The following is a 20,248-nucleotide window of genomic DNA, read 5'->3' as shown; positions in this document are numbered from 1 at the left end:
TCTCCCTGCGGGGAGAGGGTGTCGTGCGACACATTAATGGGCGTCGATAAACACAATTTTCAGCACAAACAGCAGTGACACGATAATCACGCATGGGCTGAGATCGCGCAGGCGACCGGTACCAATCTTCATCACGCAGTAAGAGATAAAACCTAACGCAATCCCTTCGGTAATCGAGAAGCTAAACGGCATCATCACCGCGGTAATAAACGCCGGTACCGCTTCCGTCAGATCGTCCCACTTCACGCGCGCCAGGCTGGATGTCATCAGCACACCCACGTAAATCAGTGCACCCGCAGCTGCATAGGCCGGCACCATTCCCGCCAGCGGTGACAGGAAAATCACCAGCAGGAACAGGAGCCCGACAACCACTGCCGTCAGGCCGGTACGCCCGCCCACGGAGACGCCGGAAGAGGATTCGATATAGGCCGTCACCGAAGAGGTACCGATAAAGGAACCTGCCACCGATGAGATACTGTCGACAAACAGCGCCTGCTTCATACGAGGGAACTTACCTTTCTCATCGGCAAGACCGGCTTTGTCGGTCACGCCGATCAGGGTACCGGAGGAGTCGAACAGGTTAACCAGCATGAAGGAGAAGATGATGCCTGCCAGGCCGAGGTTAAACGAACCGGCTAAATCCACATGACCAATCACCGAGGTGATGCTCGGCGGCGCGGACACAATCCCGGTGTAGTGCACATCACCCAGCATCCAGCCTAACAGCGTCGTGACGACGATAGAGACCAGGACCGCCGCATGAATATTGCGGGAGGCCAGGATGGCAATAATAAAGAAGCCGAGGATCCCCAGCAGCACGCTGTGAGAGGTCAGGTTACCGATGCTGACCAGCGTATCTTTGTTGGCCACAATCACGCCGGCGTTTTTCAGCCCCATCATGCCGATGAACAACCCGATACCGCTGGTGATCCCCACACGCAGGCTGACCGGAATATTGGCAATCATCCAGTAACGGACGCGGAAAATGGTCAGCAGCAGCAGGCCCACGGCGCCCCAGAAGATAGCCCCCATGCCCACCTGCCACGGCAGGCCCATGGCCTGTACGACGACAAAGGCAAAGAATGCGTTCAGACCCATTGCTGGCGCCAGCGCGACCGGCAGGTTAGCAAACAGCCCCATCAGAATACTACCGAAGGCGGCGATCAGACAGGTCGTCACAAACACGGCGCTGGTATCCATACCCGCCACGCCAAGAATTTGTGGGTTAACGAAAACAATGTAGACCATTGTCAAAAAGGTGGTGAAACCTGCTATCGCTTCGGTACGTGCCGTCGTGCCGTGTTCACGTAGTTTGAACACGCGCTCCAGCAGACCCTGGCCAGAAGACTGGCTGGTTTGTTGTTGACTCATTATCGGTTTCCGAACTTAAGGAGGGAAAATTCGTCGCTATCCTATACCAAAATGCGACACCAGGTGCAGTTGTATGGTAACTTTTTTTCATTGAATTTGCTTATACGGCAACGATTGCGTGGCACCAATACGCATTACGAAAACGTTAAACTTGTTTGAATGGAAACGGCATGTCTCAAATAGAAGCTCTGTTTTTCGACTGTGACGGAACGCTGGTCGACAGCGAGGTGATCTGTTCCCGCGCCTATGTTCACATGTTCAACGCGTTCGGCATTACGCTGGATCTGGAAGGAATCTTCAAACGTTTCAAGGGGGTAAAACTCTACGAAATCATCGACACCATCAACGAAGAGTACGGCGTCAACCTGCAGAAACCGGAGCTTGAGCCGATTTATCGGGCGGAAGTCGCGCGCCTGTTTGACTCCGAGCTGCAGGCTATCGCCGGTGCGGAAACGCTGCTGGAGGCGGTCAGCGTGCCGATGTGCGTCGTCTCTAACGGCCCGGTCAGCAAAATGCAGCACTCGCTCGGGAGAACCGGCATGTTGCACCATTTCCCTGAACAACTGTACAGCGGCTACGATATCCAGCGCTGGAAGCCTGATCCGGCGCTGATGTTTCACGCGGCAAAAGCGATGAACGTTAACGTTGAGAACTGCATTCTGGTGGATGATTCCAGCGCGGGCGCGCAGTCAGGAATCGATGCTGGCATGGAGGTCTTTTACTTCTGCGCCGATCCGCACAACAAACCGATCGACCATCCAAAAGTGACGACCTTTACCGATCTGGCACAGTTGCCAGCGCTGTGGAAAGCACGAGGGTGGGAGGTCACGCGTTAAGAGCCGCTCAGCCGGGCTACGCTGCTCTGTAGCCCGGCACGCGCCGTATCGCCGGGATTACTCTTTCGGGTCTTTCCCCGCCAGCAGTTTGTCCAGCTCGTCGCCGCCAACGTGACGGAAGTCCTGACCCTTCACGAAGTAGAAGATGTATTCGCAAATGTTCTGGCAACGGTCGCCGATACGCTCGATTGAACGGGCGCAGAACAGGGCGGTCAGCACGCTGGGGATGGTGCGTGAATCTTCCATCATGTAGGTCATCAACTGACGCACGATGCCCTCATATTCCTGATCGACTTTCTTATCTTCGCGATAGATACGCACGGCCTCGTCCAGATCCATGCGCGCAAAGGCGTCCAGCACATCATGCAGCATCTGCACGGTGTGACGTCCCAGCGACTCCAGGCTCACTAGCAGCGGCTGGTGCTGCTGAGAAAACTTCTCCAGCGCGGTGCGGCAGATTTTATCCGCGACGTCGCCGATACGTTCCAGTTCGGCGATGGTTTTGATGATCGCCATCACCAGGCGCAGGTCGCTGGCGGTAGGCTGGCGTTTCGCGATGATGCGCACGCAGGCTTCATCGATCGCGACTTCCATCATGTTGACCTGCTTATCGCCGTCAATAACCCGTTTTGCCAGCTCGCTGTCCTGATTGTGCATCGCGGTGATGGCATCAGAAAGCTGCTGTTCCACCAGCCCACCCATGGTCAATACCTGGGTGCGGATATACTCCAGTTCAGCATTGAACTGGCCGGAAATATGTTTATTAAGGTTTAAATTATCCATCATTTCTCCAGATGCCCAAAAGAGTTCGAGCGAGAGCAAGGCGGCAACTGCGCGAATCCCCGGGTGCGTAGTCTACTACGTGACCGGGGTGAGCAAAGGCAGCCAACGCGTTATCGCTTGAAAGCTGAAGGGCATATCAACCGTAGCGGCCAGTAATATAATCTTCAGTTTGCTTCTTCGCGGGCTTGGTAAACAGATCGTCCGTGTTACTGAATTCAATCAGCTCGCCAAGATACATAAATGCCGTATGGTCTGAACAACGCGCAGCCTGCTGCATGTTGTGGGTAACGATAACGACGGTGTAATCCTGTTTCAGCTCGGTGATCAGCTCTTCAATGCGCCCGGTGGAGATCGGGTCCAGCGCTGAACACGGCTCATCAAGCAGCAACACTTCCGGGCGGATCGCGATACCGCGGGCGATGCACAGACGCTGCTGCTGGCCACCGGAGAGCGAATAGCCGCTCTGGTGCAGTTTATCTTTGGTTTCGTTCCATAACGCGGCCTTGGTCAACGCCCACTGCACGCGCTCGTCCATATCCGCACGGGACAGCTTTTCAAACAGGCGCACACCGAAGGCGATATTGTCATAGATCGACATCGGGAACGGCGTCGGCTTCTGGAAAACCATGCCTACTTTCGCCCGCAGCAGCGCAATATCCTGAGTATTGGTCAGAATATTGTCGCCATCCAGCAGGATCTCGCCTTCGGCGCGCTGCTCCGGATACAGCTGGAACATTTTGTTAAAGGTACGCAGCAGCGTTGATTTACCACAGCCTGACGGACCGATAAACGCCGTAACCTGGTTTTTGGTGATATCCAGGTTAATGTTTTTCAGGGCATGGAATTTTCCGTAGTAGAAGTTCAGGTTACGAACTGAAAGTTTACCCGGGGTCGCATTCACCATACTCATCAATCTCTTCCTCATTCGGCGCCGCATTTCGCCGCGCCGCAAAAATTAACCGTGTTTATTCTTCGCGAAAATAACGCGCGCCAGAATGTTCAGCAGCAATACGCACAGGGTGATAATCAATACCCCGGCCCATGCCAGTTGCTGCCACTCCGCGAACGGACTCATGGCAAATTTGAAAATGGTCACCGGCAGGTTGGCGATCGGCTGCATCATATCGGTGCTCCAGAACTGGTTGGAGAGCGCGGTAAACAGCAGCGGTGCCGTTTCCCCGGCGATACGTGCGATAGCCAGCAAGATCCCGGTCATGATGCCGGATACCGAGGCCTTCAGCGTGATCGCGGAAATCATTTTCCACTTCGGCGTCCCCAGCGCATACGCGGCTTCACGCAGGCTATCCGGCACCAGTTTCAGCATGTTTTCGGTGGTACGAATAACAATAGGAACCTGCAACAGCGCCAGCGCAATCACGCCGGCCCAGCCGGAAAAGTGCTGCATCTGCGCGACCACGATGGTGTAGACAAACAGCCCCACCACGATAGACGGTGCGGAAAGCAGAATGTCGTTAATAAAACGAATCACTTCCGCCAGAACCGACTTACGGCCATATTCCGCCAGGTAAATCCCCGCCATGATGCCCAGCGGCGTACCAAAAATCGTCGACCACAGGATCAGCAGGCCGCTGCCCGCCAGGGCGTTTGCCAGACCACCGCCTGCGGTGTTCGGCGGCGGCGTCATTTCGGTAAACAGCGCCAGGCTCATGCCATCAAAACCACGGGTGATGGTGGCCATCAGGATCCAGATAAGCCAGAACAGACCGAAGGCCATGGTGCCCATAGAAAGCGTCAGGGCGATGCGGTTTTTCAACCGACGTTTGGCCTGCATCTTACGGCGGGATTCCGCCAGCTCTGCGGTAGTTTGCAATTCGATCGTCGCCATTAACGAGCTCCCTCATTCTTCGCCAGACGCATCACCATGAACTTCGATGCGGCCAGAACAATAAAGGTAATCACGAACAGGATCAGCCCCAGCTCCATCAGCGCTGCCACGTGCAGGCCGCTTTCAGCTTCGGCAAACTCATTCGCCAGTGCGGAGGTAATACTGTTGCCCGGCATATACAGCGACGCGCTATCCAGCTGGTAGGTGTTGCCGATGATAAAGGTCACCGCCATGGTTTCCCCCAGCGCACGTCCCAGACCCAGCATCACCCCGCCAATAACCCCGTTCTTGGTAAAAGGCAGCACGATGCGCCAGATAACTTCCCAGGTGGTGCAGCCGATACCATAGGCCGACTCTTTCATCATGACCGGCGTCTGTTCGAACACATCACGCATCACCGCCGCAATGTACGGGATGATCATGATGGCGAGGATCACGCCAGCGGCCAGAATACCGATACCAAACGCCGGACCGGCAAACAGGGCGCCAACAAACGGGATCGTCGACAGTACGTTGCCGACCGGCTCCTGGAAGTACTTCGCAAACAGCGGGGCAAAGATAAACAGGCCCCACATGCCATAAACAATACTCGGGATAGCCGCCAGCAGTTCAATCGCGATACCAAGAGGACGCTTCAGCCAGGCAGGAGAAAGTTCGGTCAGGAACAGCGCGATACCAAAACTCACCGGGACGGCAATCAGTAACGCAATAAACGAGGTCACCAGCGTCCCGTAGATGGGCACCAGCGCACCGAAGATTTCGTTTGGCGCATCCCACTCTTTGGTCCACAAAAAGGAAAAACCAAACTTCTGAATGCTTGGCCAGGAAGAAATAATGAGGGAAACGATGATGCCGCCCAGCATCAATAGCACAATCAGCGCCGCCAGTTTGACCAGCACGCTGAAAATTATGTCACCCTTTTTCCCCGGAGGGTTAAATGCCGGCTTGGTTGCAGCCATAAGTTACTCTTTCTGTTTGGGCCTGGAGGCGCGCATTTTACCGTGCCTCCAGGCTAACGTAATGCTATACCCTAAATAATTCGAGTTGCAGCCAATGCAGCTGCGGCTCGAAGTGTGACGGGTATTTAGTACAGCGCTTTACCGCTGCTGTCTTTCACGTTGGTTTTCCATGCAGAACGAACCTGCTCAACCACGCTTTCCGGCAGCGTTGCGTAATCCAGGGCGTTAGCTTCTTTACCGCCATTTTTGTACGCCCAGTCGAAGAACTTCAGCACTTCTGCTGTCTGCTCTGGTTTGGTGGTCGCTTTGTGTACCAGGATAAAGGTCGTTGAGGTGATCGGCCATGCATTCTCACCGTTCTGGTTGGTCAGATCCTGTGCGAAGGATTTGCTCCAATCGATACCTTTTGCGGCGTTAGCAAAGTTATCTTCGGTCGGGCTAACCGGCTTGCCATCTGCGGAGAGCAGCTTGGTATAAGCCAGATTGTTCTGCTTAGCGTAAGCGTATTCAACGTAGCCAATGGAGCCCGGCAGACGCTGAACGAAAGCCGCGATACCGTCGTTGCCTTTACCGCCCAGACCGGTCGGCCAGTTAACGGTAGAGCCCGCGCCAATCTTAGATTTCCACTCTTCGTTCACTTTTGACAGGTAGCTGGTGAACACGAAGGAAGTACCGGAACCGTCAGCGCGACGCACGACAGCAATGTTCTGCGCAGGCAGTTTCATACCTGGGTTGAGTTTAGCGATCGCTTCATCATCCCACTTCTTAATTTTGCCGAGGTAGATATTGCCCAGCGTTTTACCGTCCAGAACCAGCTCGCCAGACTTCACGCCCGGCAGGTTGATCGCCAGCACCACGCCGCCGATCACGGTCGGGAACTGGAACAGGCCTTCCTGCGCCAGCTTGTCATCAGACAGAGGAGCATCAGAAGCACCGAAATCAACGGTGTTAGCAATAATCTGTTTTACACCACCGGAAGAGCCGATCCCCTGGTAGTTCACTTTATTGCTGGTTTCTTTCTGATAGGTATCAGCCCATTTGGCATACACCGGAGCAGGGAAAGTTGCGCCCGCGCCAGTCAGACTTGCTGCTGCAAAAGCAGAGAAAGCGCTCATCGATAAGGTCGCGGCGACAACTGTTGCGACGGTGGTACGCATAACGTTCATAATGTCTCCTGCTGGGTTCGTAAATTGTTGTTTCAAGGCTATGGTGAGCAAAATAGGACAAAGAGGTGACAGTAAAATGTACGAATTATTACAGTTTTATGACACCCAAAAAGATGGCGATCGCGGAAAAATAAAAACAATATAAATCATAATGTTAATTTCTTTCGTGACCGAAACATTGCAGGAAAATTTTCTTTTTATGACACTTAAGATCGTAGTCGAAGATGACGGTTTGTCATAAACCAGCGCCCGGGCATTTTTTTTCAGGGCGATGAAAAAATCGCTGGAAGGGATAAAAAAAGGGCCGCCGAATGGCAGCCCTTGTCACGACAGGTGTTGTTTTATTCTACGGTGACCGATTTCGCCAGGTTACGCGGCTGGTCAACGTCGGTGCCTTTAATCAGCGCGACGTGGTACGCCAGCAGCTGCAGCGGCACGGTGTAGAAGATCGGCGCAATCACCTCTTCCACATGCGGCATTTCGATGATGTGCATGTTGTCGCTGCTGTTGAACCCGGCCTCGCCGTCGGCGAAGACGTACAGCTGACCCCCACGGGCACGAACTTCCTCAATGTTGGATTTCAGTTTTTCCAGCAGTTCGTTGTTCGGTGCCACCACAATCACCGGCATTTCAGCATCAATCAGTGCCAGAGGCCCGTGTTTCAGCTCGCCTGCCGCGTAGGCTTCCGCGTGGATGTAAGAGATCTCTTTCAGCTTCAGCGCCCCTTCCAGAGCGATCGGGTACTGATCGCCACGGCCGAGGAACAGCGCATGGTGCTTATCAGAGAAGTTCTCGGCCAGCGCTTCAATACGCTTATCCTGAGACAGCATTTGCTCAATACGGTTTGGCAGAGCCTGCAGACCATGCACAATATCGTGCTCAATCGCCGCATCCTGGCCTTTGAGGCGCGCCAGTTTTGCCACCAGCAGCAGCAGCACGGTCAGTTGAGTGGTGAAAGCCTTAGTCGAGGCGACGCCAATCTCGGTGCCCGCTTTGGTCATTAACGACAAATCGGACTCACGCACCAGCGAAGAGCCGGCAACGTTACAAATCGCCAGTGAACCGAGGTAGCCCAGCTCTTTTGACAAACGCAGAGCGGCCAGAGTATCAGCCGTCTCACCGGACTGAGAGAGGGTGATCATCAGGCTGTTGCGGCGCACCGCTGATTTGCGATAGCGGAATTCAGAGGCGATTTCGACGTCACAAGGAACGCCAGCCAGCGCTTCAAACCAGTAGCGAGAAACCATACCGGAGTTGTACGAGGTCCCGCAGGCGACGATCTGGATATGCTCAACCTGAGACAGCATCTCGTTGGCATTGACCCCCAGCTCGCTGAGATCCACTTCACCATGGCTGATACGCCCGGAGAGCGTGTTTTTAATGGCGTTTGGCTGCTCGTAAATCTCTTTCTGCATGTAGTGGCGATAGATACCTTTATCACCGGCGTCATATTGCAGGTTGGATTCGATATCCGGGCGTTTCACTTCCGCGCCTGATTTATCGAAGATCACAACGGAACGACGCGTGACTTCAGCGATATCGCCCTCTTCAAGGAAGATAAAGCGGCGAGTCACCGGCAGCAGCGCCAGCTGATCGGACGCGATGAAGTTTTCCCCCATCCCCAGACCGATAACCAGCGGGCTACCAGAACGGGCAGCCAGCAACGTCGCCGGATCGCGGGTATCCATAATCACCGTGCCGTAAGCACCGCGCAGCTGAGGGATAGTGCGCAGCACCGCTTCGCGCAGCGTACCGCCTTGTTCCAGCTCCCAATGCACCAGGTGAGCAATCACCTCGGTGTCGGTCTCTGAGACAAAGACATAGCCGCGGGACTGCAGCAGTTCTCGCAGCGGTTCGTGGTTTTCGATGATGCCGTTATGGACCACCACAATGTGTTCAGAAACATGCGGGTGCGCGTTGCCTTCTGACGGTTCGCCGTGCGTCGCCCAGCGGGTATGGGCAATCCCGGTACCGCCGTGTAACGGCTGCTCTTCGACTGCCTGAGCCAGCATCTGGACTTTACCAAGGCGACGAACGCGGGACATATGCCCTTCGTTATCAACCACTGCCAGACCGGCAGAGTCATAACCACGGTATTCCAGACGACGTAAACCTTCGAGAAGGATTTCAGCAATATCACGCTGCGCGACTGCGCCAACAATTCCACACATAGTTAAATTTCCTGATAATGGCGTTATGCCATGCGTTGTCGCCGACCTGTATAACTCTCGTCTTTCACGCTGTGACTGCGTTGGCTGCACGTGCTCGCCATCGTCACTTACTCAAGTAAGCTCCCATGGACTCTCACGCTTGCCGCCTTGTCACAACACGACATTCTTTGAGTCATGCCCTTTTCGGGCGCCCCGAGCCTTGTAGAGAGTGGGGTTATTTTTATGGTACTGCCTGCGGACGGGGAACTATGTTGTTCCTCTCATCCTGATTCGCCGGACTATTTTCATACCCGGCGACAATCCAAAAATTACTTTTTCTTCACCGGACGTTGCCAGCCCTGTTTATGGACCTGCGGCACGCGGCTTAACACCAGTTCGTTATCGGCAATGTCGCGCGTCACCGTGGTACCGGCGGCGATGGTCACGCCATTTCCTACCGTCACCGGCGCCACCAGCTGTGTGTCGGAACCGACAAACACATCGTCGCCGATGATGGTTTTAAACTTATTGGCACCATCGTAGTTACAGGTAATGGTACCGGCGCCGATATTAACGTTATCGCCAATCTCCGCATCACCCAGATAGCTAAGATGACCGGCTTTCGATCCCTTGCCCAGACGCGCTTTTTTCATTTCGACGAAGTTGCCAACATGGGCACCTTCCAGCAGTTCAGCACCTGGACGCAGACGCGCGAACGGTCCGATGGTGCAGGCGGCATGCAGATGAGCGTCTTCCACCACCGAATAGGGGCTGATCTCGCAGTCATCATCAATGCGGCTGTTTTTAATGATGCAGCCGGTGCCGATCTTCACGCGTTCGCCGAGAACAACGTTACCTTCCAGAATAACGTTAGTATCAATCTCAACATCGCGCCCGTGTGTCAGCGTTCCGCGCAGATCAAAACGTGCCGGATCGCGCAGCATCACGCCCGCTAACAGCAATTTTTCCGCTTGTTCAGACTGGTAGACGCGTTCCAGACGGGAGAGCTGCAGGCGGTTGTTCACCCCTTCCACTTCGCTCAAACGCTGCGGATGTACGGCAACGATTTCCCGGCCTTCCTGATAGGCCATAGCGATAATGTCGGTGATGTAGTATTCACCCTGCACGTTGTTATTGGTCAGCTTCGCCAGCCAACGTTTTAGGTCCGCCCCGCCGGCGATCAAAATCCCGGTATTGATTTCCTGAATTTGACGCTGTTCATCGCTGGCATCTTTGTGCTCAACAATGCCGGTGACCTGGCCGTTTTCACGCGTGATGCGCCCGTAGCCGCTCGGATCGTCCAGCTTGACTGTCAGCAGGCCAATGCCGCCCTGCGGTTTGGCCGCACGCAGACGCTGGAGCGTATCGACAGAGATCAGCGGCACATCGCCATACAGCATCATGATGTCTTCATCATCACGGAAGAACGGCGCCGCCTGCTGCATCGCATGACCAGTACCGAGCTGTTCGGCCTGTAAGACCCAGTTGAGATTGTCTTCATGCAACGTCTGACGCAGCAGATCGCCGCCGTGTCCGTACACCAGATGTACGGCGGTGGCGCCTAAATCTTTAGTAGCATCAATAACATGTTGCACCATTGGCTTCCCGGCCAGGGAGTGCAGCACCTTAGGAAGATCGGAATACATGCGGGTCCCTTTGCCTGCGGCAAGGATAACCACGCTCATCGCACTGTTTGACATACGCATCCTGACAGCTGTTAGAACGAAAAGTAAAAGCCTTTCACGTTGAAATATCTACATATTTTTCATCATGAAACGAGACGAGGAGAAAACGCCCTGGCTCAACGATATACACCATTTTATGGCGCTATTTTTCACCACTGCAAATGAGTTTATCTCCTAAAAAACATAATAAAGGAGATAAAAGGCTGCTATCTCACTGCTTTTCTTGTTTTTTCGATGAATGAATAAAGCTCACGTTAAAAAATAAAACGATATTTCAATATTCACTTATTGTGACGCGGTAAATAGAAACGCCATTTCATTATCATGATAATGCTGGTCAATATTTACCCAGGAGCAAAAAATGAATAACAAAATACCTTTGGCATTAGCCCTTTGCAGCACAATTATCGCATTGCCGCTGCAGGCTGACGAGCAACATCTCTGGCGAGGCATCGCGTTTGGTCAATCGACTGACGTTAATTTTTCTTCTAACGTGCTGACAGATAAAATCGGCGTCAACGATGTGACCATCGCGGGAAAAAAGCTGACCCCACAAGATGTTGCCGATCTCAGCGCGCCGGTCACCATTGAAAGCCGTGGCGGAAAAATTGCCAACTCACACGATGGCCTGACCTTCTTTTATACCGAGCTACCGTCAGGCGAGAACTTTGTCCTGCAGGCAACGGTGAAGGTCGATCAGTTTGGCCCGGAAAACGGCGCCCTGCCGGCGGCACAGGAAGGGGCCGGCCTGCTGGTGCGTGATGTCATCGGCAATCCGCGTCACCAGCCTTTAATGGTTGGTTACGAAGAGTTTCCGGCAGCCTCCAATATGGTCATGAACGCCATCATGACGCAGGATAAAAAAGATCATGACCGCGTGAAGCTGCAGGCTATCACTCGTGACGGGATTACCCAGCCATGGGGGAACGCAGGCTCTTCTATCAATAAGCTGAGTTATAAAGAAAACGTTGATGTGAAGCAGACGCCTGAATTCCAGCTGCGACTGGAACGCACCAACGAGGGGTTTATCACGTCGTGGGCGCCGGTCGGCAGCGATGCCTGGGTTAGCCAAAACGTACCGCATGCCGATCTGGTTACCCGGCAGGATAAAGATAACTACTATGTCGGCTTTTTTGCATCACGTAACGCGAAGATAACCGTCAGTAACGCCTCCCTGGTGACCTCTCCCGCCCAAACTGTGGTCTCGAAACCGTATGTTGCCAAAGCCTGGCCGGTGGTCATGCAAATTGCGTCAGGGGCCACCAGCCAACGTGCCGATTATGTGCTGCAGGTCCGGGCAAATTACGATGGTGACTTTACCGTCCGTCAGGACGAAATCACCATCGGGCAAAACAAAAAGGTCAAAGCGGGTGAGATGCTGACCCAACCTGCGACGCTCAAAGAGAAGAGTACCTTTGAGATTGCTTTTACCCCCGCCGGTGGCCAAAAGCCCGTGACGCAACGTGTGACGGTTGAGCACAACCCGCGCATTTCAGGCAACACGCTGTACGTCGCGCCTCAGGGGAAGTCTGATGCTAAAGGGACGGCAGATTCTCCGCTCGATCTCTCCACCGCCGTGGAACTGCTGCCGCCGGGAGGCAAGATTGTGTTAGCCGCCGGAGACTACCCGCAAACGGTCATTCCGCTGCAGGCCAGTGGACTGAAAGACAGCAGTAAGACGCTGCAGGCCGACGGTAAAGCCGTTATTCACGGTCTGTTACTGGATGCGAGCTACTGGCATATCAACGGGATCTCGGTCACCGATAAAAGCCTGCGTATCCAGGGGAGCCATAACCTGATCGAAAACGTCACCGCTTACCAAAACGATGATACCGGGATCCAGATTTCCTCTCCGGATAAGATCGGTCGCCCGCTGTGGGCCAGCTATAACCGGGTCATTAATTCAGAATCCTTCAATAATGCCGATCCCGGTAAGATTAACGCCGATGGTTTTGCGGTCAAAATGCGGGTCGGGGAAGGGAACCGTCTGGAAGGGTGCTACGCACACGACAATATCGACGATGGCTTCGACCTGTTCAACAAGATTGAAGACGGCGCCAACGGCGTTGTGGTGATCGAGAATTCAATTGCGCAGAACAACACCAGCAACGGGTTCAAGCTCGGCGGGGAAGGGCAACCGGTGGCGCACGAGGTGCGTAACAGCATTGCGATTGGCAACCATCTGGACGGGTTCACCGATAATTTCAACCCCGGCAAGCTGGTGGTGGTCAATAACGTGGCGGTCGATAACCAGCGCTTTAACTATATTTTCCGCCCGAGTCCTTATGGTAAGCCCGACACTCAGGGCCACTTCAGCGACAACCTGTCGCTGCGTAGCCAGCCGGGGAAATATGATGACGCCGTCGTCGGCAACATCGAGGCAAACAACTACTTCATTCGTGACGGTAAAAGCGTAGACGCGGAAGGAAAAACCATTCAGAGCGCCGATTATGAAACCCTGGCGCTGCCGGACCCGCTGCTGCGCCGCGATGACGGGAGCTTTGCTACCGGGGACTTCCTCAGCCGCAACTAGTCTCTGTCGCGTTTTCTGGAAGACCACAAACACAAAGGTCGCCCTCAGGCGACCTTTTTTCTTTTCTGCTTTACACCGCATGTGTTGTCGTTTTAGTTAGCGGGACAGCGCAAATGCAGTCTGGAAAGTTTTATTCTCAGTTGTTGAAAGTACCAAAGGTAACGTTCATAGCACTGAAGAAAGCGACGATTTTATTGATCAGTTTCATGATGACTTCCTGGATAGCGATTAATTTTGATGGGTTATTTTTGTGACTCACATCACAAAACCAAGTCTACGCCTCATTTTTTAATCGATCAACAAAAATGAGACATTCATCACAAAAATATTGAACTCGCTTTTTAGTTTCATCTTTTCTGAAACGGAACCATAAAAAAAACCAGCCTGGAAACCAGACTGGCTTTTTAACTTTCAAGCCGGTGTTACATCGCTTTTTTGGTCAACTCGATAACGCGCAGTTTGGCGATCGCTTTGGCCAGTTCCGCAGACGCCTGAGCGTAATCTACGTCGCCGTGAGAGCTATTGATATGCTCTTCGGCTTTACGCTTCGATTCCAGGGCTCGCGCTTCGTCGAGATCCTGGCCACGAATTGCCGTATCAGCCAGAACGGTCGTGCTACCAGGCTGCACTTCAAGAATGCCGCCAGACAGGTAGATAAACTCTTCATGACCGTGCTGTTTAACGATGCGAATCATACCAGGCTTAATGGCGGTGAGCAGCGGTGCGTGACCCGGGTAAATACCCAGTTCACCTTCACTACCCGTTACCTGGATTTTTTCGACCAGACCAGAGAACATTTGTTTCTCTGCGCTGACGACGTCCAGGTGGTAAGTCATTGCCATATCACCCTCCGATTAAGGCGTTAAAGTTTTTTGGCTTTTTCTACGGCTTCGTCGATAGAACCGACCATGTAGAACGCCTGCTCTGGCAGGTGATCGTATTCGCCTTCCATGATGCCTTTAAAGCCACGGATCGTGTCTTTCAGGGAGACGTATTTGCCCGGAGAACCGGTAAATACTTCTGCCACGAAGAACGGCTGGGACAGGAAGCGCTGAATTTTACGAGCGCGAGCTACCACCAGTTTATCTTCTTCAGACAGCTCATCCATACCCAGGATCGCGATGATGTCTTTCAGTTCCTGATAACGCTGCAGCAGGGACTGTACGCCACGCGCGGTGTCGTAGTGTTCCTGACCAACAACCAGCGGATCCAGCTGACGGCTGGTGGAGTCCAGCGGGTCAACGGCCGGGTAGATACCCAGAGACGCGATCTGACGGCTCAGTACCACGGTTGCATCTAAGTGAGCAAAGGTGGTGGCTGGGGATGGGTCAGTCAAGTCATCCGCAGGTACGTATACTGCCTGTACGGAAGTGATAGAACCGGTTTTGGTGGAGGTGATACGTTCCTGCAGAACGCCCATCTCTTCCGCCAGCGTCGGCTGATAACCTACCGCAGAAGGCATACGACCCAGCAGTGCAGATACTTCTGTACCGGCCAGGGTATAACGATAGATGTTATCGACGAACAGCAGAACGTCACGACCTTCGTCACGGAATTTCTCAGCCATGGTCAGGCCGGTCAGTGCAACGCGCAGACGGTTTCCCGGCGGCTCGTTCATCTGGCCGTAAACCAGGGATACTTTATCCAGAACGTTGGAGTCGGTCATTTCGTGGTAGAAGTCGTTACCCTCACGAGTACGCTCACCAACACCAGCAAACACGGAGTAACCGGAGTGTTCGATCGCGATGTTACGGATCAGCTCCATCATGTTTACGGTTTTACCAACACCCGCACCACCGAACAGACCGACTTTACCGCCCTTCGCGAACGGACACATCAGGTCGATAACTTTGATGCCGGTTTCCAGCAGTTCCTGAGAGCTGGAGAGCTCTTCATAGGAAGGTGCTGCACGGTGAATCGCCCAACGTTCTTCTTCGCCGATGTCGCCTTTCATATCGATCGGCTGACCCAGCACGTTCATGATACGACCCAGCGTTGCTTTACCAACCGGGACTTCGATCGGGTGCTCAAGGTCTTTAACTTCCAGACCACGACGCAGACCGTCGGAAGAACCCATGGCGATAGCACGTACGATACCACCACCGAGCTGCTGCTGAACTTCCAGCACCAGGCTCTCATTACCATTTTGTACCTCAAGAGCATCGTACACGCGCGGTACGGCATCCTGAGGGAATTCGACGTCAACCACGGCGCCGATTACCTGGACAATTTTTCCAGTAGCCATCTTGAATCCTCTACGAATTAACCTGGTTATACCGCGGATGCACCACCGACGATTTCGGTGAGTTCCTGAGTAATGCTGGCCTGACGAGCTTTGTTGTATACCAACTGCAGCTCTTTAATCAGGCTGCCGCCATTATCGGTTGCGGCTTTCATCGCCACCATACGTGCGGCCTGCTCGCTGGCCAGGTTTTCTACCACGCCCTGATAAACCTGGGACTCGACATAACGACGCAGGAGGGTATCCAGCAGCGCTTTCGGGTCTGGTTCATACAGATAATCCCAGGATTTACGCTTCAGATCAGCATCATCTGATGCCGGTAACGGCAGCAGCTGAGTGATAGTCGGTGTCTGGGACATGGTATTAATAAATTTGTTGCTGACAACGTACAGCTTGTCCAGACGGCCTTCATCATAGGCCTGCAACATCACTTTTACCGGACCGATCAGTTCGGACAGGGACGGGTTATCACCCATGCCGGTCACCTGGGCGACAATATTGCCACCTACGGAACTAAAGAAAGAGACGCCTTTAGAGCCGATCATTGCGATATCGCTCTGAACGCCTTTATCGGACCATACTTTCATATCTGCCAGCACTTTCTTGAACAGGTTAATGTTCAAGCCACCGCACAGACCACGGTCGGTTGACACCACCAGGTAGCCCACGCGTTTAACGTCGCGTTCTTCCAGGTAAGGGTGCTTATATTCCAGATTACCGTTTGCAAGGTGACCAATCACTTTGCGCATGGTTTCTGCATAAGGACGGCTGGCCGCCATGCGCTCCTGCGATTTACGCATTTTGGAAGCGGCGACCATTTCCATCGCTTTAGTGATCTTTTGCGTGTTCTGGACGCTTGCGATCTTACTACGTATCTCTTTTGCGCCGGCCATGAACTTCTCCTCAATGCCTTGCGGCCTGCCCTAAGGCAAGCCGCCAGACTTTACCAGGACTGGGTTGCTTTAAAGGAGTCGAGGATGCTTTTCAGCTTGCCTTCGATCTCGTCGTTATAGCCACCGGTCTGGTTAATCTCTTGCATCAGCGGAGCGTGGTCACGGTCAACGTAAGCCAGCAGAGCGGCTTCGAAACTACCGATTTTCGCCAGTTCCACATCTTCGAGGTAACCACGTTCAGCAGCAAACAGGACCAGGCCCTGCTGTGCTACAGACATCGGAGCATACTGTTTCTGTTTCAGCAGCTCGGTTACTTTCTGACCATGGCTCAGCTGTTTACGGGTTGCTTCATCCAGATCGGATGCGAACTGAGAGAACGCAGCCAGTTCACGATACTGTGCCAGCGCGGTACGGATACCACCGGACAGTTTCTTGATGATCTTGGTCTGAGCAGCACCACCAACACGGGATACGGAGATACCCGGGTTAACCGCAGGACGAATACCAGAGTTAAACAGGTTGGTTTCCAGGAAGATCTGACCATCGGTAATGGAAATTACGTTGGTCGGAACGAACGCAGAAACGTCACCCGCCTGGGTTTCGATAATCGGCAGTGCAGTCAGGGAGCCGGTTTTACCTTTAACTTCACCATTGGTGAATTTCTCAACGTACTCAGCGTTAACGCGGGATGCGCGCTCCAGCAGACGGGAGTGGAGGTAGAAAACGTCGCCCGGGAATGCTTCACGTCCTGGCGGACGACGGAGCAGCAGGGAAACCTGACGATAAGCAACAGCCTGTTTAGACAGGTCATCGTATACGATCAGCGCATCTTCACCGCGGTCACGGAAGTATTCGCCCATTGCGCAACCGGCATACGGCGCCAGGTATTGCAGTGCAGCAGACTCGGAAGCGGTCGCAACAACAACGATAGTGTTGGACAGCGCGCCGTGCTCTTCCAGTTTACGAACCACGTTAGAAATAGTGGATGCTTTCTGGCCGATAGCGACGTAGACGCATTTGATACCGGAATCGCGCTGGTTGATGATCGCATCGATTGCCATCGCGGTTTTACCGGTCTGACGGTCACCGATGATCAGCTCACGCTGGCCACGACCGATTGGAATCATCGCATCGACAGATTTATAACCGGTTTGTACCGGCTGGTCGACGGACTGACGTTCAATAACGCCTGGTGCGATAACTTCGATTGGCGAGAAGCCATCGTTATCAACCGGACCTTTACCGTCGATTGGTGCACCCAGGGTGTTCACCACGCGACCCAGCAGGCCACGGCCTACCGGAACTTCAAGGATACGGCCAGTACATTTGACTTTCATGCCTTCGGCAAGGTCAGCGTACGGACCCATCACAACTGCACCAACGGAGTCGCGCTCCAGGTTCAGTGCGATAGCGTAACGGTTACCCGGCAGAGAGATCATTTCACCCTGCATACAATCGGCCAGGCCGTGGATGCGGATAACACCGTCACTGACGGAAACAATCGTACCTTCGTTGTGAGCCTCGCTCACAACATTGAACTGAGCAATGCGCTGCTTGATCAGTTCGCTGATTTCGGTGGAATTCAGTTGCATGCTCCAGTCCCCTTAAGACTGCAAGACGTCTGCCAGGCGATCAAGACGGCCGCGTACGCTACCATCAATGACCATATCACCCGCACGGATGATAACACCTGCCATAACAGACTTATCGATTTTGCAATTCAGCTTAACTTTGCGTGACAGACGTTTTTCCATCGCGCCGACGATCTTCGCAAGCTGTTCTTCACTCAGCTGGGAGGCAGAAATAACATCTACCTCTGCGGTTGCCTCACTGGCAGCGCGCAGGTGAATGAACTGCTCGAGAACATCCGGGAGCACCTTAAGACGACCATTTTCTGCCATAACCCGAATCAGGTTCTGGCCATTTTCGTCCAGTTGCTCACCGCAGACCGCAATGAACGCTTCAGAGAGCGTTTCCGGCGCCAGAGCACCGGACAGAAGCTCTGCCATTTGTTCGTTTTTGGTCACTTCAGCGGCAAACGCCAGCATATCCTGCCAGCGTTCAACACTTTTGTGTTCGACGGCAAAGTCAAAAGCTGCTTTGGCGTAGGGGCGAGCTACCGTTACAAATTCAGACATCAGCCCCTCCCTCCTTACAGTTCAGCGACAAGTTTGTCCACGATGTCGCTGTTAGCAGCTTCATCCACGGAACGTTCGATGATCTTCTCGGCGCCAGCAACAGCCAGGATAGCGACCTGCTTACGCAGCTCCTCACGAGCACGTTTACGTTCGGCATCGATTTCAGCCTGCGCCTGTGCGACGATTTTGGTGCGTTCCTGTTCTGCTTCAGCTTTAGCTTCGTCCAGCATCTGAGAGCGACGCTTGTTCGCCTGCTCGATGATGACCTGGGCTTCCGCCTTCGCTTTTTTCAGCTGGTCGGTCGCGTTGGCCTGTGCAAGGTCCAAATCTTTCTTAGCGCGTTCTGCAGAAGCCAAACCGTCAGAAATCTCTTTCTGGCGCTTTTCGATGGCAGCCATTAAAGGCGGCCATACGTACTTCATGCAGAACCATACGAAAAGAACAAACGCGATGGCCTGGCCGAGGATTGTTGCGTTCATGTTCACAGCACAATACCTCTTAAATTAACTCTGTGGCTTAGGTTTCTTTCGAACAACTTACTACGCGACAGCAAACATCACGTACAGACCCAGACCTACAGCGATCATCGGGATAGCATCCACCAGACCCATAACGATAAAGAACTGAGTACGCAGCAGAGGAATCAGATCCGGTTGACGCGCTGCGCCTTCCAGGAATTTGCCCCCGAGGATGCCGATACCGATCGCAGCACCGATCGCCGCCAGACCCATCATCACAGCGGCAGCCATGTACAGCAGATCCATATTCAGGTTTTCCATGACAGTCTCCAGTTTGTTTCAGTAAAAACGTAGTATGTTGGTAAAAATCAATGCTCTTCAGACGCCATCGACAGATAGACAATCGTCAGAACCATGAAGATGAAGGCTTGCAGCGTAATAATCAGGATGTGGAAAATGGCCCATGGCACATTCAGAATCCACTGTGACCACCACGGCAACAGACCAGCAATCAGAATGAAAATCAGCTCACCGGCATACATGTTGCCGAACAGTCGCAGACCAAGTGATACCGGTTTGGACAGCAGGCTTACCCCTTCAAGGATTAAGTTGACAGGAATGAACGCCCAGTGATTGAACGGCTGCAGTGTCAGTTCTTTAACGAACCCACCCACGCCTTTCATTTTGATGCTGTAGAAAAGAATCAGGATAAACACGCCAAGTGCCATCGACAGGGTGATGTTCACGTCAGCAGACGGAACGACACGCAGTGCAGGCAGGCCGAAAATGTGCTCACCGATGTAAGGAATCAGGTCGATTGGCAGCAGGTCCATCAGGTTCATCAGGAATACCCAGACAAACACGGTGAGGGCCAGCGGAGCAATCAGCTTGCTCTTGCCATGATACATATCTTTGACGCTGCCATGGACGAAGCCAATGGTCATCTCAACGGCCGTCTGGAGCTTACCAGGAACACCGCTGGTCGCTTTTTTAGCAACGCTACGGAAAATGGTAAGGAACAACAGACCGAGCACCACTGAGAAGAACATGGAGTCAATGTTGAGCGTCCAGAAGGTGGCCGGGGGGTTGTGCGGATCCACCAGCGAGAAAGTACGCAGGTCCAACTGAAGGTTGTTCAGATGGTGACCTATGTATTCCTGCGGCGTCATATTTTCTGCAGCCATGATG

The 20,248-nt window shown here is 53.4% G+C and carries 18 protein-coding genes; 2 read left to right on the top strand and 16 right to left on the bottom strand.

What is annotated here, in order from left to right; genetic code table 11:
• Positions 1-33: 33 nt before the first annotated feature.
• Entirely contained in the window at positions 34-1,371 is a 1,338-nt protein-coding gene (adeP, locus tag HF679_RS18380; RefSeq protein WP_123756981.1) for an adenine permease AdeP, read from the bottom strand.
• Between the two features lie 170 nt (positions 1,372-1,541).
• Here adeP and yieH point away from each other — a divergent pair, with 170 nt between their 5' ends.
• Positions 1,542-2,207: a 6-phosphogluconate phosphatase gene (yieH, locus tag HF679_RS18375; protein ID WP_154144399.1), complete on the top strand. Its 666-nt coding sequence runs from the start codon at positions 1,542-1,544 to the stop codon at positions 2,205-2,207.
• A gap of 57 nt (positions 2,208-2,264) precedes the next feature.
• Here yieH and phoU read toward each other — a convergent pair whose 3' ends face one another.
• From phoU to glmU, 7 genes are all read right to left on the bottom strand, one after another.
• Positions 2,265-2,990, bottom strand: a complete 726-nt coding sequence (phoU, locus tag HF679_RS18370) for a phosphate signaling complex protein PhoU (protein ID WP_123756979.1) — start codon at positions 2,988-2,990, stop codon at positions 2,265-2,267.
• Positions 2,991-3,126: 136 nt separating this feature from the next.
• Positions 3,127-3,900 (bottom strand): phosphate ABC transporter ATP-binding protein PstB, encoded by a 774-nt coding sequence (gene pstB, locus HF679_RS18365; RefSeq protein ID WP_123756978.1) that lies wholly within the window; start codon positions 3,898-3,900, stop codon positions 3,127-3,129.
• A gap of 45 nt (positions 3,901-3,945) precedes the next feature.
• The gene (gene pstA / locus HF679_RS18360; protein ID WP_123756977.1) at positions 3,946-4,836 is read right to left on the bottom strand and encodes a phosphate ABC transporter permease PstA; all 891 of its coding nucleotides are present in this window, start codon (positions 4,834-4,836) and stop codon (positions 3,946-3,948) included.
• Positions 4,836-5,795: a phosphate ABC transporter permease PstC gene (gene pstC / locus HF679_RS18355; RefSeq protein ID WP_123756976.1), complete on the bottom strand. Its 960-nt coding sequence runs from the start codon at positions 5,793-5,795 to the stop codon at positions 4,836-4,838. The genes pstA and pstC overlap by 1 nt, the downstream gene beginning before the upstream one ends.
• Before the next feature lie 125 nt (positions 5,796-5,920).
• Positions 5,921-6,961, bottom strand: a complete 1,041-nt coding sequence (gene pstS / locus HF679_RS18350; protein ID WP_123756975.1) for a phosphate ABC transporter substrate-binding protein PstS — start codon at positions 6,959-6,961, stop codon at positions 5,921-5,923.
• Between the two features lie 341 nt (positions 6,962-7,302).
• Entirely contained in the window at positions 7,303-9,132 is a 1,830-nt protein-coding gene (glmS, locus tag HF679_RS18345) for a glutamine--fructose-6-phosphate transaminase (isomerizing) (protein WP_154144401.1), read from the bottom strand.
• A 308-nt stretch (positions 9,133-9,440) separates the two neighbouring features.
• Complete coding sequence (gene glmU / locus HF679_RS18340) at positions 9,441-10,811, bottom strand: bifunctional UDP-N-acetylglucosamine diphosphorylase/glucosamine-1-phosphate N-acetyltransferase GlmU (protein WP_123756973.1); 1,371 nt, start codon at positions 10,809-10,811, stop codon at positions 9,441-9,443.
• 346 nt (positions 10,812-11,157) lie between these two features.
• On the opposite strand from glmU, the gene HF679_RS18335 reads away from it, so the two are divergent.
• Positions 11,158-13,329, top strand: coding sequence for a right-handed parallel beta-helix repeat-containing protein (locus HF679_RS18335; RefSeq protein WP_154144403.1), 2,172 nt, complete (start codon positions 11,158-11,160; stop codon positions 13,327-13,329).
• A gap of 422 nt (positions 13,330-13,751) precedes the next feature.
• On the opposite strand, the gene HF679_RS18330 is transcribed toward HF679_RS18335, so the two are convergent.
• From HF679_RS18330 to atpB, 8 genes are read right to left on the bottom strand one after another with little or no spacing between them, the layout of a single operon-like run.
• Entirely contained in the window at positions 13,752-14,171 is a 420-nt protein-coding gene (locus tag HF679_RS18330) for a F0F1 ATP synthase subunit epsilon (protein ID WP_123756971.1), read from the bottom strand.
• Positions 14,172-14,191: 20 nt separating this feature from the next.
• Positions 14,192-15,574: a F0F1 ATP synthase subunit beta gene (gene atpD, locus HF679_RS18325; RefSeq protein ID WP_004869217.1), complete on the bottom strand. Its 1,383-nt coding sequence runs from the start codon at positions 15,572-15,574 to the stop codon at positions 14,192-14,194.
• 26 nt (positions 15,575-15,600) lie between these two features.
• A complete protein-coding gene (atpG, locus tag HF679_RS18320; protein ID WP_123756970.1) occupies positions 15,601-16,464 on the bottom strand; it encodes a F0F1 ATP synthase subunit gamma in 864 nt (287 codons plus the stop codon).
• Positions 16,465-16,514: 50 nt separating this feature from the next.
• On the bottom strand, positions 16,515-18,056 hold the full coding sequence (gene atpA, locus HF679_RS18315) for a F0F1 ATP synthase subunit alpha (RefSeq protein ID WP_123756969.1): 1,542 nt from the start codon (positions 18,054-18,056) through the stop codon (positions 16,515-16,517).
• 12 nt (positions 18,057-18,068) lie between these two features.
• Positions 18,069-18,602 (bottom strand): F0F1 ATP synthase subunit delta, encoded by a 534-nt coding sequence (gene atpH, locus HF679_RS18310; RefSeq protein ID WP_123756968.1) that lies wholly within the window; start codon positions 18,600-18,602, stop codon positions 18,069-18,071.
• A gap of 14 nt (positions 18,603-18,616) precedes the next feature.
• Entirely contained in the window at positions 18,617-19,087 is a 471-nt protein-coding gene (gene atpF, locus HF679_RS18305; RefSeq protein WP_004869221.1) for a F0F1 ATP synthase subunit B, read from the bottom strand.
• Positions 19,088-19,141: 54 nt separating this feature from the next.
• The gene (atpE, locus tag HF679_RS18300) at positions 19,142-19,381 is read right to left on the bottom strand and encodes a F0F1 ATP synthase subunit C (RefSeq protein WP_000429386.1); all 240 of its coding nucleotides are present in this window, start codon (positions 19,379-19,381) and stop codon (positions 19,142-19,144) included.
• A gap of 47 nt (positions 19,382-19,428) precedes the next feature.
• Positions 19,429-20,244 carry a F0F1 ATP synthase subunit A gene (gene atpB / locus HF679_RS18295; protein WP_123756967.1) on the bottom strand — a complete coding sequence of 272 codons (816 nt, stop codon included), beginning with the start codon at positions 20,242-20,244 and terminating at the stop codon, positions 19,429-19,431.
• Between the last annotated feature and the right edge of the window lie 4 nt (positions 20,245-20,248).

It is taken from the genome of Enterobacter sp. JUb54 (genome assembly GCF_014298075.1).
GTDB classification, from domain to species: domain Bacteria; phylum Pseudomonadota; class Gammaproteobacteria; order Enterobacterales; family Enterobacteriaceae; genus Klebsiella; species Klebsiella lignicola.
The sequence above is the reverse complement of the archived record's forward strand: the minus strand, read 5'-3'. Positions and strand labels throughout refer to the sequence as shown.

What these genes read in the sequence shown, in the direction of transcription:
- adeP (WP_123756981.1), bottom strand. Translation starts at nt 1,371, where the DNA reads ATGAGTCAACAACAAACCAGCCAGTCTTCTGGCCAGGGTCTGCTGGAG.
- yieH (WP_154144399.1), top strand. Translation starts at nt 1,542, where the DNA reads ATGTCTCAAATAGAAGCTCTGTTTTTCGACTGTGACGGAACGCTGGTC.
- phoU (WP_123756979.1), bottom strand. Translation starts at nt 2,990, where the DNA reads ATGGATAATTTAAACCTTAATAAACATATTTCCGGCCAGTTCAATGCT.
- pstB (WP_123756978.1), bottom strand. Translation starts at nt 3,900, where the DNA reads ATGAGTATGGTGAATGCGACCCCGGGTAAACTTTCAGTTCGTAACCTG.
- pstA (WP_123756977.1), bottom strand. Translation starts at nt 4,836, where the DNA reads ATGGCGACGATCGAATTGCAAACTACCGCAGAGCTGGCGGAATCCCGC.
- pstC (WP_123756976.1), bottom strand. Translation starts at nt 5,795, where the DNA reads ATGGCTGCAACCAAGCCGGCATTTAACCCTCCGGGGAAAAAGGGTGAC.
- pstS (WP_123756975.1), bottom strand. Translation starts at nt 6,961, where the DNA reads ATGAACGTTATGCGTACCACCGTCGCAACAGTTGTCGCCGCGACCTTA.
- glmS (WP_154144401.1), bottom strand. Translation starts at nt 9,132, where the DNA reads ATGTGTGGAATTGTTGGCGCAGTCGCGCAGCGTGATATTGCTGAAATC.
- glmU (WP_123756973.1), bottom strand. Translation starts at nt 10,811, where the DNA reads ATGTCAAACAGTGCGATGAGCGTGGTTATCCTTGCCGCAGGCAAAGGG.
- HF679_RS18335 (WP_154144403.1), top strand. Translation starts at nt 11,158, where the DNA reads ATGAATAACAAAATACCTTTGGCATTAGCCCTTTGCAGCACAATTATC.
- HF679_RS18330 (WP_123756971.1), bottom strand. Translation starts at nt 14,171, where the DNA reads ATGGCAATGACTTACCACCTGGACGTCGTCAGCGCAGAGAAACAAATG.
- atpD (WP_004869217.1), bottom strand. Translation starts at nt 15,574, where the DNA reads ATGGCTACTGGAAAAATTGTCCAGGTAATCGGCGCCGTGGTTGACGTC.
- atpG (WP_123756970.1), bottom strand. Translation starts at nt 16,464, where the DNA reads ATGGCCGGCGCAAAAGAGATACGTAGTAAGATCGCAAGCGTCCAGAAC.
- atpA (WP_123756969.1), bottom strand. Translation starts at nt 18,056, where the DNA reads ATGCAACTGAATTCCACCGAAATCAGCGAACTGATCAAGCAGCGCATT.
- atpH (WP_123756968.1), bottom strand. Translation starts at nt 18,602, where the DNA reads ATGTCTGAATTTGTAACGGTAGCTCGCCCCTACGCCAAAGCAGCTTTT.
- atpE (WP_000429386.1), bottom strand. Translation starts at nt 19,381, where the DNA reads ATGGAAAACCTGAATATGGATCTGCTGTACATGGCTGCCGCTGTGATG.
- atpB (WP_123756967.1), bottom strand. Translation starts at nt 20,244, where the DNA reads ATGGCTGCAGAAAATATGACGCCGCAGGAATACATAGGTCACCATCTG.